Origin of the sequence: Rhizobium sp. 268, from assembly GCF_036571585.1 — a bacterium.
GTDB lineage: Bacteria > Pseudomonadota > Alphaproteobacteria > Rhizobiales > Rhizobiaceae > Rhizobium > Rhizobium redzepovicii.
Window position 1 is genome coordinate 133,879 of sequence record NZ_JAPPSO010000015.1, and the last position, 12,544, is coordinate 146,422.

The 12,544-nt window shown below is 62.8% G+C and carries 8 protein-coding genes; 5 read left to right on the top strand and 3 right to left on the bottom strand.

The features are described 5' to 3' along the window. Positions 1 to 9 precede the first annotated feature (9 nt). Positions 10 to 3,513 carry a PAS domain-containing hybrid sensor histidine kinase/response regulator gene (locus tag OS035_RS26535; RefSeq protein ID WP_183779306.1) on the bottom strand — a complete coding sequence of 1,168 codons (3,504 nt, stop codon included), beginning with the start codon at positions 3,511 to 3,513 and terminating at the stop codon, positions 10 to 12. A gap of 221 nt (positions 3,514 to 3,734) precedes the next feature. Here OS035_RS26535 and mscL point away from each other — a divergent pair, with 221 nt between their 5' ends. The 5 genes from mscL (at position 3,735) to OS035_RS26560 (ending at position 9,939) form a co-directional block, all read left to right on the top strand. Beyond that, a complete protein-coding gene (mscL, locus tag OS035_RS26540) occupies positions 3,735 to 4,172 on the top strand; it encodes a large conductance mechanosensitive channel protein MscL (RefSeq protein WP_183779308.1) in 438 nt (145 codons plus the stop codon). A 122-nt stretch (positions 4,173 to 4,294) separates the two neighbouring features. Continuing rightward, positions 4,295 to 5,461, top strand: a complete 1,167-nt coding sequence (locus tag OS035_RS26545) for a pyridoxal phosphate-dependent aminotransferase (protein WP_310806919.1) — start codon at positions 4,295 to 4,297, stop codon at positions 5,459 to 5,461. A 194-nt stretch (positions 5,462 to 5,655) separates the two neighbouring features. After that, a complete protein-coding gene (galE, locus tag OS035_RS26550; protein ID WP_183779312.1) occupies positions 5,656 to 6,690 on the top strand; it encodes a UDP-glucose 4-epimerase GalE in 1,035 nt (344 codons plus the stop codon). A 107-nt stretch (positions 6,691 to 6,797) separates the two neighbouring features. Continuing rightward, the gene (locus tag OS035_RS26555; RefSeq protein WP_310804129.1) at positions 6,798 to 8,759 is read left to right on the top strand and encodes a putative bifunctional diguanylate cyclase/phosphodiesterase; all 1,962 of its coding nucleotides are present in this window, start codon (positions 6,798 to 6,800) and stop codon (positions 8,757 to 8,759) included. A gap of 127 nt (positions 8,760 to 8,886) precedes the next feature. Further along, positions 8,887 to 9,939, top strand: coding sequence for an enoyl-CoA hydratase/isomerase family protein (locus tag OS035_RS26560; protein WP_331814247.1), 1,053 nt, complete (start codon positions 8,887 to 8,889; stop codon positions 9,937 to 9,939). Between the two features lie 13 nt (positions 9,940 to 9,952). Here the strand turns inward: OS035_RS26560 and OS035_RS26565 are convergent, their stop codons facing one another. Both OS035_RS26565 and OS035_RS26570 read right to left on the bottom strand, forming a co-directional pair. Continuing rightward, positions 9,953 to 12,013, bottom strand: coding sequence for an ATP-dependent helicase (locus OS035_RS26565; protein WP_331814248.1), 2,061 nt, complete (start codon positions 12,011 to 12,013; stop codon positions 9,953 to 9,955). Positions 12,014 to 12,119: 106 nt separating this feature from the next. Further along, entirely contained in the window at positions 12,120 to 12,386 is a 267-nt protein-coding gene (locus tag OS035_RS26570; protein ID WP_097624862.1) for a hypothetical protein, read from the bottom strand. Positions 12,387 to 12,544 lie beyond the last annotated feature (158 nt).

Sequence of the window (12,544 nt, forward strand, 5' to 3'; positions counted from 1 at the left end):
GCCTGTCTCTTACTCCGCGGCCGCGCGCTTGAGGCCGGAAATCTGCGTGATATAGGCGCGCAGGGCTGCCGGCCGCACCGGCTTGTGCTGGACGGCGATGCCGTATCGCTCGGCCTCGCTGCGCACTTCAGGCGTGCGGTCGGCGGTAACCAACAAAGCGGGAATATCGGCGCCGAACTGCCGGCGCAGATGCAGGATCGCGGCGATGCCGGTGCCGTCGTCGAGATGATAATCGGCGATGGCGAGATCCGGCGGCCCGTCACGGCCGTCGCCTGATATCACGTCGGCGAGGCCATTAAGCGCCTTGACCTCGCAGCCCCAGCCGCTCAGCAGCAGCCGCATGCCTTCGAGGATCTTCGGCTCGTTGTCGATGCAGAGGATCTTCAGTCCCTTGAGCGGCTGCCCCGGCCGGTCGGCGGGCGTGACGGCCGCCGCCGCCTCGGCCGGCCGCGAGATGTCGAGCGGCATGGCGATGCGGAATTCCGTGCCCCTGCCGTGCGTCGAGTGCAGCTCCACCGGATGGTTGAGCACCCGGGCGATGCGGTCGACGATCGACAGGCCGAGTCCGAGGCCGGAAGCGGTTTTCGCCCCTTCGTCCAGCCGGGCGAATTCCTTGAACACCGTGCGGAATTTCGACGGCGGTATGCCGATGCCGGAATCGATCACCTGGATGATCACCTGGTTACCGCGCCGCCGCGCGCCCACCAGCACCTTGCCGGTGATCGTGTATTTGATCGCGTTGGAAACGAGGTTCTGCACCAGCCGGCGCAGAAGATTGGGGTCGGAGCGCACCCTGAGCGACGTCCGCATGACCACTAGCTTCAGCTGTTTTTCGCGGGCGATCGGCGCGAAATCGGTTTCGATCCGCTCCAAGAGGTCGCAAAGTGCGACGGCAGCGAGCCGCGGCCGCATCGCGCCGGTATCGAGCCTGGAGATATCGAGCACCGCGCCGAGAATGGTTTCGACCGATTCCAGCGCCGAATCGATATTGCGGACGATCGGGCTGTTGTCGGATTGCGCCATGCGCTCGACCAGTGCCGAGGAATAGAGCCTGGCGGCGTTCAGCGGCTGCAGGATATCGTGGCCGGCGGCGGCGAAAAAGCGCGTCTTGCCGATATTCGCCTCGTCGGCGGCGGCCCGCGCCTCGGCGAGTTCGTGATTGACGCGGGTCAGCTCGGCCGTGCGTTCGGCAACGCGCTGCTCCAGCGTCTCATTTGCCTGTTTCAGCGCCTGGTCGGCGCTGACGCGCTGGGTGATATCGGTGAAGGTGGCGACGATGCCCTTGTCCGGCATGGCGTTGGAGCGCACCTCGATAATCCGCTCGCCGCCGCTGAGCACCAGTGCGAAGGGTTTGTCGAGCGTCAGGAAATGCCGCACCGTCTGATTGAGATCGCCGGGCGCGATGTCGCCGCGCTCGCTGAGTGTTTTGACGATATCGGACAAGGGGAAACCGACCTGGCCGGCGCTTTCCGGCAGGTCCAGCAATTGCCGGAAGCGCCGGTTCCAGATCGTCAGCCGGTTGGAGCTGTCGAAGACGGCAATGCCCTGGTCCATCTGCGAAAGGGCGGTTTGCAGCATATCCTGGTTATATTGCAGCGCCTCGCTCGCCTGGTCGAGCAGCCATGCAGTGTCGGAAGAGGCGTCCTCGGTCTTCTGCAGGATCAACGACAGCACCAGCCGCGCCGAGGACGAGCCGATGGCGCTGCCGAGCAGCTGCTCGCTGAAATGAATCAGCGCCATATCGGCCGGCTGATCGTCCTCCAGCTTGCGGCCGGAGCTTTGTTCGTAGGTCGTCAACGAGCGCTGCATGCGTTCTTCGCCGAGATAACGCGAGATCGCCGCCTTGAGGTCGCCGACGCTGATGCGGGTCTTCCAGCCGCGCGTGGCAAATTGCGAGCGCGAATGGCGTTTGACGAAGATGCCGGCCTGGATGCGTTCGAGTGGCCTGGCATTGCGGGTCAGCGAGCCGACGATGAAGAAGGCGGTGTTGACGAGGAGGCTCATCACCGTCGCATTGACCAGCGGATCGGCGTCGGGCGCGGCAAACAGTGTCGTGCCCGGAAAGATGAAGCCGAGCACGGCGCTCGCCACATAGGAATAATCGGGGCCGCCGAGCGAGGGCAGGAACAGCAGGTAGATCCAGATGACGAAGCCGGAGGAAAGCCCGAGGATCGCGCCGCGTGCATTGGCCCGCCGCCAGATCAGCCCGCCGAACAGCGCTGGGGCGATCTGGGCGATGGCGGCAAAGGAGATTAGGCCGATCGAGGCAAGGCCGGCGGTGCTGTCGGTCGAGCGGTAATAGGCGTAGCCGAACAGCAGCACCGCAAAAATGGCGCTGCGGCGGATGTTGAGCAGCGTCTTGGCGAAATTGTCGCGCTGGCTGGCGCGGCCGGCAAGTTTACGCCTCAGGAAGATCGGCATGATGATGTCGTTCGACACCATGATCGACAGCGCCACGGAATCAACGATGACCATCGCCGTTGCGGCGGAAAAGCCGCCGATGAAGGTGATTAGCGACACCACCGGCATCTCACCGGCCAGCGGCAGCGACAGCATGTAGAAATCGGCATTGCCGGCGCCGCCGAAGGTCAGCAGTCCGCCGATCGCCACCGGCAGCACGAAGAGATTGATCGCAATGAGGTAGGTGGGAAACAGGAAGCCTGCGAGTTTCAGCTGTTTCGGCGTCCGGTTTTCGACGACCGTCACGTGGAATTGCCGCGGCAGCAGGATGATCGCGAAGGCCGACAGCGCGATCAGGGTGATCCAGCGGCTGATTGGCGTGTGGTAGCTGAGGGCCGACATGACGAGGCTGTTGTCGACGGTCTTTTGCCAGAGATCGCTCGGGCCGTCGAAGAGAAACCAGATGACGCAGACGCCGGCCGTCAGGAAGGCGACCAGCTTGACCACGGATTCCATCGAAACGGCGAGGATGAGGCCGTCCTGGTGTTCCGTCGCGTCGGTATGCCGCGTGCCGAACATGATGGCGAAGCAGGCAAGCACCAGCGTTGCCACGAGCGGCAGGTCGAGAAAGTAGAGATTGCCGCTGCCAATGCCGTAGTCGGACGGGTTGACCATGGCGCTGACGGTGCTGGAGATCGCCTTCAGCTGCAGAGCGATATAGGGAATGGTGCCGATCAGCGAGATCAGCGCGACGATGGTGGCGACCGTCGGGTTCTTGCCGTAGCGCGCGGCGACGAAATCGGCAACCGAGGTGAGCTTCTCGGCCTTGGCGAGCTCGATGATGCGGCGAAGCAGCGGCATGCCGAGCGTGAAGACCAGAATGGGGCCGATATAGATGCCGGCAAATTCCAGGCCGCGCTGGGCGGCAAGCCCGACGCTGCCGAAATAGGTCCAGGAGGTGCAGTAGATCGCCAGGCTCAGCGCATAGACCACCGGCCATCCGCCTTCGAGCGCACCCGGGCCGCGCTTCTTGCGGTCCCCATAGCTTGCCACGGCGAAAAGCAGGAGCAGATAGCCGAAGGCAGACGCGAATATGACCCAGCCTGGAAGCATTGACCCTCCGCCGGCGGAAAACCCGCCGGGACCTCCCGCAACCCTTTCAGCTTAAGTCATTTCAGAGGCGTTGAAAATTCCCGCCCGTCTAGGCCTTAAGTCAAAGACCACCGGGGGTATTGCCAAATAATTGCGATTGCCGATTGATTAATCGCAATGAAGATGTAGCTAATGAAATCCATCGCATACTCTCTGAAATGGATCGAAGGGAGACGGATCCGATGCTCAACGAATTCAAAGCCTTTATCGCCCGCGGCAATGTCATGGATTTGGCGGTCGGCGTCATCATCGGCGGCGCCTTCGGTGGCATTGTCAAATCTCTGGTCGACGACCTCATCATGCCGATCGTCGGCGCCATTTTCGGCGGCTTCGATTTTTCGAATTATTTCCTGCCGCTCTCTTCGGCCGTCAACGCGCCGACACTGGCAGCCGCCCGCGCGCAAGGGGCGGTGTTTGCCTATGGCAGCTTCCTCACCGTGCTCATCAACTTCCTGATCCTTGCCTGGATCATCTTCCTGATGGTCAAGGGCGTGAACACCCTGCGTGCCCAAGTCGAGCGCAAGGAAAAGGCCGCACCGGAGGAACTGCCCCCGCCGCCGGCAGACGTTCAGCTGCTCACGGAAATCCGCGATCTTCTGGCCACACGCCCGGCGGCTTGATCCGAGCTGGAGCCCATCCGTTCCGGCCGGACTCATTCATCACGAAAATCGATGTGCCATCACTGGATATCATGGGATTTGCCGGCGCAAATCCTCTATGAAGGCGGAAACCGGAGATATGCATGTCGATTGTGAAGAGCCTCAGCCCGCGCGCCTTGGCGGCGCCAGAAAGCGGGATCGTCGAAGTCGTCAATTATGCCCGCGGCCGCGAAGGCCTGCTGCCTCTCTGGGTGGGGGAAGGCGACCTGCCAACGCCGGATTTCATCAGCCGGGCGGCGATGGACGCGCTTGCTTCAGGCGAGACCTTCTACACCTGGCAGCGCGGCATTCCCGAGCTTCGCCAGGCGCTTTCGGATTATTACTTCAGGCATTTCGGACACCGGCTTCCGGTCGAGCATTTCTATGTCACCGGCTCCGGCATGCAGGCGATCCAGATCGCCGTGCAGACGATGACCTCGCCGGGTGACGAATTCGTCTATCTCACCCCCGCCTGGCCGAATATCGCCGCAGCCCTGGAGATCGCGGGTGCGCGCTCCGTCGGCGTCGAACTGCAGTTCGAAGGCGGCAAATGGGCGGTCGATCTCGACCGCGTCGAAGCCGCCATCACGCCGAAGACCAGGGGCATCTTCGTCAACACGCCGTCGAATCCGACGGGCTGGACGGCGACGAAGAAGGATCTGACCGATATCCTGGCGCTGGCCCGCCGGCACGATCTCTGGATCATGGCCGATGAAATCTACGCGCTCTATTATTTTGCCGGCGGCAGGGCGCCGTCTTTCCTCGATGTGATGCAGACGGACGACAAGATCATCTTCGTCAATTCCTTCTCGAAGAACTGGTCGATGACCGGCTGGCGCGTCGGCTGGATCGTCGCCCCGCCTCAGATGGGCCAGGTGCTCGAAAACCTCATCCAGTATTCGACATCGGGTGTCGCCCAGTTCATGCAGAAGGGCGCCGTCGCAGCCCTTAATCAGGGCGACGATTTCATCGCCGCCAATATCGCCAAGGCGGCCCGCTCCCGCGATCTTCTCTGCGACGCGCTTGTCGCCACCAATCGCGTGGAGACACTGAAGCCGGATGGCGCTCTCTATGCCTTCCTGAAGATCGACGGCGTCACCGATAGCCGCAGCGCTGCCATCGACATCGTCGACAAGACAGGCGTCGGCCTTGCCCCCGGAACCGCGTTCGGCGCCGGCGGCGAACTTTTCCTGCGCGCCTGTTTCCTGCGCGATCCCGCCCAGGTGGCGGTCGCGGCCGAGCGTCTCTGCGACTATATCCTCAAGCGCTGAGAAGCGGCTCGATCCAAACGATTTCGTGCCGGAATCGGCCGATCGATAAAACTTGAGCAAAGCCTGAAATCGGCCTCTAACCACAAGTCCAAACATACCGGTTCAAAGGGCCTGGAACGGCCGTTCGATAAGAAAATTGGAAAGAAAAACCGGGCCTGATGACCCTGCTATAAAACAAGGCAGGGATGCGGGACATGGCGGTTTTGGTGACGGGCGGCGCCGGATATATCGGCAGTCACATGGTTTGGGCGCTGCTCGACGCGGGGGAGGATGTGGTCGTGCTCGACCGCCTCTCCACGGGCTTTCGCTGGGCCGTGGCGCCGGCGGCGCGTTTCTATCTCGGCGACGTCGCCGATCCCGACATCTTGAAGAAAATCTTCATCGAAAACGACATCGAGGCGATCATTCATTTCGCCGGCTCCGCCGTCGTCCCGGTCTCGGTCGCCGATCCGCTTTCCTATTACGACAACAATTCAGGCAAGACCCGGGCGCTGCTCTCCGCGTCGGTCGAAGCCGGGATCCGCAATTTCGTCTTCTCGTCGACCGCGGCCGTCTACGGTCAGCAAAAGACCGACCTGCCGGTGAAAGAGACTGCCTCCCTCAATCCGGAAAATCCCTACGGCCAGTCGAAGCTGATGACCGAATTCATGCTGCGCGATGCCGCCGCGGCCTATGACTTCAACTATGTCGCGCTTCGCTACTTCAACGTTGCCGGGGCCGATCCCGACCACCGCGCCGGCCAGTCGACGTCAGGTGCCACCCACCTCATCAAGGTTGCCTGCGAGGCAGCGCTCGGCAGGCGCGACAGCGTCAGTGTCTACGGGATCGATTATCCCACCCATGACGGCACCGGCGTGCGCGACTACATCCATGTCACCGATCTTGTCGATGCGCATCTGAAAGCGCTGCAGCACCTGCGCCGCGGCAAGGGTTCGCTCGTTGCCAATTGCGGTTATGGCAGCGGCTATTCCGTGCTCGACGTGCTAAACATGGTCACCCGCCTGCACGGACATTCCTTCAAGATCCACATGGCGCCGCGCCGCGCCGGCGATTCAGCCAGCGTCGTCGCCGACGCTTCGCTCGCCCGGCAGGTGCTCGACTGGAAGCCCAGGCACGATTCGCTGGAAACCATCGTCCAGAGCTCTCTCGATTGGGAACTCTTCCTAGCGAACAGAAACGTCGACGACCTGCACAGCATCCACCGGGCACTCGCAGCCGCTTCCTTCTGAGCGGCCTGAGCGCTGACCATCCCGCGCTTACAAGCCTCGCATGCCGTCACGTGAATAAGGAATGATCAAGCTTTCTCTGGCCGGCTGTGGCCGACGGAAAAGGGAAGATGAAGAAGTTTCTGGCCTCATTGCAGCTGCAAAAAGACAATCCGACGCTTCTGACGGCGCAGTTTCGGGCCCTGTCGTCGCAGATCCCCATTCTCTATGTACTCCTGGTCATCAACGCCCTTGCGGTGGCGATCACCCATCTTGAATCCGCGCCGCTCTGGCTTTCGCTCTATATCCCTGTCGCCTTGAGCATCGTCTGTGTCTTCCGTCTCTGCTGGTGGGAAATCAGGGGCAAGGAGAACGTCACAGCCGAGCGCGCCTACCGGCTGATGAAGATCACCATATCGGGCGCCGCCATCCTCACCGTCGCTTTCGGCGGCTGGGCGATCGCGCTTTCCCAGTATGGCGATGCGTCCCAGCAGGGCCAGATCGCCTATTTCCTCGTCGTCACCGGCATCTCCTGCATCTTTTGCCTGATGCATCTGCCGATGGCGGCGGCGCTCACCACGGTCATCACCTTCTCGGCCATGGTCGCGACCTTCATGTTCTCGGGCAATCCTGTTTTCGTCGCGACCGCCGTCAGCGGCCTCTTCCTGATCCTGCCCTTCCTCAGGGTGATCGACAGCTATTTCCAGAATTTCGTCGGTCTGGTGCAATTGACCGAGGAACTGAAGCAGAAGCGGGCGGAAGCCGAGGAGTTGAACCTCGTCAATAGCCGCAATGCGCTGCAGGACCAGCTGACCGGCCTCGCCAACCGCCGCAGCTTCTTTCTCTCGCTGGAAAAACGGTTGCAGAAGGATCCGTCCGCGCCGCCCGTTCTCGGCATTCTCGATCTCGACGGCTTCAAGCCCGTCAACGATGTCTTCGGCCATGCCGCCGGCGATCTGGTACTCAAGGAGACGGCCCGCCGTTTTGCCGCGCTGGTCGGCGAAGAGGGCATCGTCTCCCGTCTCGGCGGCGACGAGTTCGGTATCATTTTCCCCTGTTCGATGACACGCCAGGCGATCGCCGATCTCGGCCAGGCACTCTGCGCCGCCGTCCGCGATCCTTACGAAATCCCCGACGGCTCGGTCCGCGTTTTCGGCTCCTGCGGCATCGTCTATCCCGAGATCGGCAGATACACCGCAGAGGATCTCTACGAGAAAGCCGATTTCGCCCTCTACCAGGTCAAGAGCAAGCGCAGCAGTGGCGTCGAATTCTTCTCGGCTGAGCACGAGAAGATCCTGACCCAGCGCCACCTGATCGAACTCGAGCTGCAGGCGAATGATTTTGCCAGCGAATTGAAACTCGAATATCAGCCGATCGTCGAGTTGAAGAGCGGCCGCGTCGTCGGTTACGAGGCGCTTGCCCGCTGGGACAGCGCCCGCTTCGGCCGCATCAGCCCCGAAGCTTTCATTCCCGCGGCCGAGCGCACGGCCGTTATCGGCCGGATGACGCGCATCCTTTTTGCCAAGGCGCTCGAAGCGCTGGCAATCATTCCATGCCATCTCAAGCTGTCCTTCAATCTTTCGGCCCGCGATATTTGCGACCATGAAACATCGATGGCGCTGCTTGGCATGATCACCCGCTCCGGCCTCGATCCCCGGCGCATCGAATTTGAAATCACCGAGACGGCGCTGCTCTCCGATTTCGACACCGCCGACCAGGTCATCACCATGCTGCGCGCGGCCGGCATTTCGATCGCGCTCGACGATTTCGGCACTGGCTATTCGAGCCTCAGCCATATCCACCGTCTTGGCTTCGACAAGCTGAAGATCGACAAGGCCTTCGTGATGAATTTCGATCGCGACGCCCGTTGCATGAACATCACCCGCTCGGTCGCCAATCTCTGCCAGAATCTCGGCATTGCCTCCGTTGCCGAAGGCGTCGAAAGCGAAGGGGTCGCCGAGGGATTGAAGGCGATGGGCGTTCGCCTGGCGCAGGGCTATCATTTCTCGCGGCCGCTGCCGCTGGAGCTTGCCATCGACTACGCCACCCGCTGCGAAGCCGAAGCCATCGCCCGCAATTCGCTGTCGGCCTGAACCGATCGATTTCGCCTGTGTTAAATCGACTGGAGCGACGCTGCATCGTCGTCTATTCATGGTCTCGAGCCTTTCCTGGGCAGAATGCCTCAATGGATCAGGAAGGCTCCAGCAGCGGAGGCGAAGCATGCAGGACGGCGAAGTCATCATTGAACAGCAGGGCACTGCCGGCATCATCCGGCTCAACCGACCGCGGGCGCTGAACAGCCTGACGCTGCCGATGATCCGGGCGATCACCGAGGCTCTTGATGGCTTTGCCTCTGATGCCGGGGTGGCGAGTGTCGTGGCGACGGGGGAGGGTGAACGCGGTTTCTGCGCCGGCGGCGACATCCGCGCCCTGCATGAAAGTGCGCGCGCCGGCGATGGGCTCGCAGGCGCCTTCTGGCGCGAAGAATTCCGCCTCAACCATCAGATCGCCGTCTACCCCAAACCCTATGTCGCGCTGATGGACGGCATCACCATGGGCGGCGGCGTCGGTCTATCGTCGCATGGCCGCCACCGCATCGTCACCGAGCGCACCCGGCTTGCCATGCCCGAAACCGGCATCGGCTATGTCCCCGATGTCGGCGCCACTTGGCTGTTGCCGAAGGCGCCCGGCGAAGCCGGAACATGGCTCGGTCTGACCGGGCTCGATATTGGTGCTGCCGACGCGATCCACGCCGGGCTGGCCGATCGTCACATCGCCTCGTCGCGGCTTAGCGCCGTGATCGAGGCGCTGTCGGCCCTGCCGCTTGACAGCTCGTCCAGCGATGTCGATGCCCTCTTGCAGCAGTTTGCCGAGCCTGCCGGAGAAAGCCGGCTCAGGCAGAATGCTGCGATGATCGATCGCGCCTTTCGTTTCGACAGTGTCGAGGAAATCCTGGCAGCGCTTGCCGGGGAGGAGGGCGACTTCGCCGCCGAGACCCGCCGGGTGCTGTCGACCCGTTCGCCGACCAGCCTGAAGCTCGCTTTGGCGCTGCTCAGGGCCGGCCGACGCAGCGCCTCGCTTGCCGAATGCCTTGGCCGCGAACTCGGCGCCTGCCTGCGGATGCTCGATAATCCCGATTTCTTCGAAGGCATCCGCGCCGCCGTCATCGACAAGGACCGCAACCCGAAATGGTCGCCGGCCTCCGTCGAGGCGGTGGGAGCTGCAAGGATCGAGCATTTCCTGAAGCCGGCCGAACCGCCGCTATCTCTCTGAGACGATAGTCGATTTATCGCCACATGCCGCGCATGCGGGCGCCGACATCGATGCGCATCTGCCGCACATGCGCTTGCGCGGCGGTCTCCGATTTCACCTGCGGCCAGCTGCAGGCCTCGAAGAACTGCAGCAATGTTGCCGGAATGAAGCGGCTGCGCGAGGCATAGACGTGCCGGTCGCCCTGCGCATTCTGCCCATAGGTGAAGAAGCGCTGCGGCACGACGAGATCGAGACCGTCCCGAGCACGGGTCATCGCCACATAGAGCAGCCGGCGTTCCTCCTCGATTTCGGCGGTGGCGCCGACGGCGAGATCGCTCGGAATGCAGCCGTCGACGACATTCAGCATGAAGACCCTCGTCCATTCCTGGCCCTTGGCGGAATGGATGGTGGAAAGGATGAGGTAATCCTCGTCGAGCAGCGGCACGCCGGCCTGGTCGCTGGTGGCATCCGGCGGATCGAGGGTGAGCTCGGTGAGGAAACGCTCGCGTGAGGCATAACCGCTAGCGATCTGCTCGAGCTGCAGCAGGTCGGCCTGCCGCGTCGCCGCGTCCTCGTGCAGCCGTTCCAGATGCGGCGCATACCATTGCCGCGCCAGCTCGATTTCCGCCGGCCAGCCGGCCTTGCCGGATTTCATCTCCTGCAGCATCGAAACGAAACCCGTCCAGTCCTCGCCGGAACGCGGCGGCGCCGGCATGGCGGCGAGTGCCGTGATCGGGCTCGCATCCTCGGCCATCAGGTCGAGCGCCTTCTGCGCCGTCGACGGCCCGACGCCCGGCAGGATCTGCATCAGCCGGAAGCCTGCCACCCGGTCGCGCGGGTTCTGCGCGAAGCGAAGGGCGGCCAGCATGTCCTTGACATGGGCGCTGTCGAGAAACTTCAGCCCGCCGAACTTGACGAAGGGAATGTTGCGCCGTGTCAGCTCGACCTCCAGCGGCCCGCTGTGATGCGAGGCGCGGAAGAGTACGGCCTGCTGCTTGAGCATCAGGCCTTCCTCGCGGTTGTCGAGCACCATGTCGGCGATATAACGCGCCTGGTCAGCCTCGTCGCGCACCGTGACGAGGCGCGGCCGCTCGGCAGATTGCCGCTCGGTCCAGAGGTTCTTGGTGAAGCGTTCCGAGGCGAGATCGATGACGGCGTTGGCCGCCGCAAGGATCGGCTGCGTCGAGCGATAGTTGCGGTCGAGCGTGACGATATTGGCGGCCGGGCTGAAGGCGGCGGGAAAATCGAGGATGTTGCGCACCGTCGCCGCGCGAAAGGAATAGATCGACTGCGCATCGTCACCGACGACCGTCAGCCCCTGGCCTTGGGGTTTCAGCGCGAGCAGGATCGAGGCCTGCAGCCGGTTGGTGTCCTGATATTCGTCGACCAGCACATGGTCGAAGCGGCTGCCGATATCCTCGGCAATCACGCTCTCGCCGACCATCTGCGCCCAGTAGAGCAAGAGGTCGTCGTAATCGAGCACGTTCTGGCTCTGCTTCGCCTCGACATAACAGGCGAAAAGCTCGCGCAGCTGTTTCTCCCAGGCCGCGCACCAGGGAAAAACGTCGCGCAGCACCTGATCGAGTGCCGTTTCCGAGTTCACTGCCCGGGAATAGATGGCAAGGCAGGTGCCTTTGGCCGGAAACCGGCTTTCCGTTTTGGACAAGCCGAGATCGTGCCGGATGAGGTTCATCAGGTCGGCGCTGTCTTCGCGGTCGTGGATGGTGAAATCGGCATCGAGGCCGATCTGCTGCGCATAATCGCGCAACAGCCGCGCGCCAATACCGTGGAAAGTGCCGGACCAGTGAAGCGCATCGGCCATGACACCGGCGTTCGTGCCCAGCACATCCCGGCAGATGCGCTCGACGCGCCGCGCCATCTCGGCGGCGGCCCGCCGCGAGAAGGTCATCAGCAGGATGCGGCGGGGATCGGCGCCCTTGACGATGAGATGGGCGACCCGATGCGCCAGCGTATTGGTCTTGCCCGAGCCGGCGCCGGCAATGACCAGCAGCGGCCCGGCAATATGGCTGCCGTCGGTGAGCGTGCCATGCTCGACGGCCATGCGCTGCTGGGGATTGAGCTTTTCGAGATACATCCAGCCGTCCGGTCGGGCTTCCGCAGAATCACTGCGGAAAGATTAGATGTTCCTTGAATGTTCGCGATTTCAGCCGCTGTCAAGCATTCTGGCGCAGAGGGGTGCCTCAATCGGGGAAATCCGGCCCTACCACGCGCCGCACCAGCTTCAGGCTCCGATCCGGCTGAAGAATGTAGGTTTCCTCGACGCGCTGGCCGGTCCCGTCGTAGAACTGGTGGTGGACGGCGCTGCCGACCGGCGATTTGGTCAGTTTCGTTCGCGGCTGGCCGCCATAGGTGATGCTGCCGGGAATGGGGTCCAACGCCGGACTATCGGCCGACGAGCAGCCGGCCAGCAACACTCCGGCAAACAAAACGGGCAGCAGCACTTTCATCACCGTCATCCTCTTTCGGCTGCAGAGAGATATGGAAGCCGCGGCACCTTTCGCCAAGGGTGGGCCACACCAGGCCCCGCAGAAATCACGCGCGAATATCCGGTCGAGACCGGCGGGCCGCAACGAAAAGCGTTGTTGCGGCGTTAACCGGATATACC

Bases quoted from the DNA above. Each gene is read 5' to 3' on its own strand.
- OS035_RS26535 (WP_183779306.1), bottom strand. From the start codon at position 3,513: ATGCTTCCAGGCTGGGTCATATTCGCGTCTGCCTTCGGCTATCTGCTC.
- mscL (WP_183779308.1), top strand. From the start codon at position 3,735: ATGCTCAACGAATTCAAAGCCTTTATCGCCCGCGGCAATGTCATGGAT.
- OS035_RS26545 (WP_310806919.1), top strand. From the start codon at position 4,295: ATGTCGATTGTGAAGAGCCTCAGCCCGCGCGCCTTGGCGGCGCCAGAA.
- galE (WP_183779312.1), top strand. From the start codon at position 5,656: ATGGCGGTTTTGGTGACGGGCGGCGCCGGATATATCGGCAGTCACATG.
- OS035_RS26555 (WP_310804129.1), top strand. From the start codon at position 6,798: ATGAAGAAGTTTCTGGCCTCATTGCAGCTGCAAAAAGACAATCCGACG.
- OS035_RS26560 (WP_331814247.1), top strand. From the start codon at position 8,887: ATGCAGGACGGCGAAGTCATCATTGAACAGCAGGGCACTGCCGGCATC.
- OS035_RS26565 (WP_331814248.1), bottom strand. From the start codon at position 12,013: ATGTATCTCGAAAAGCTCAATCCCCAGCAGCGCATGGCCGTCGAGCAT.
- OS035_RS26570 (WP_097624862.1), bottom strand. From the start codon at position 12,386: ATGAAAGTGCTGCTGCCCGTTTTGTTTGCCGGAGTGTTGCTGGCCGGC.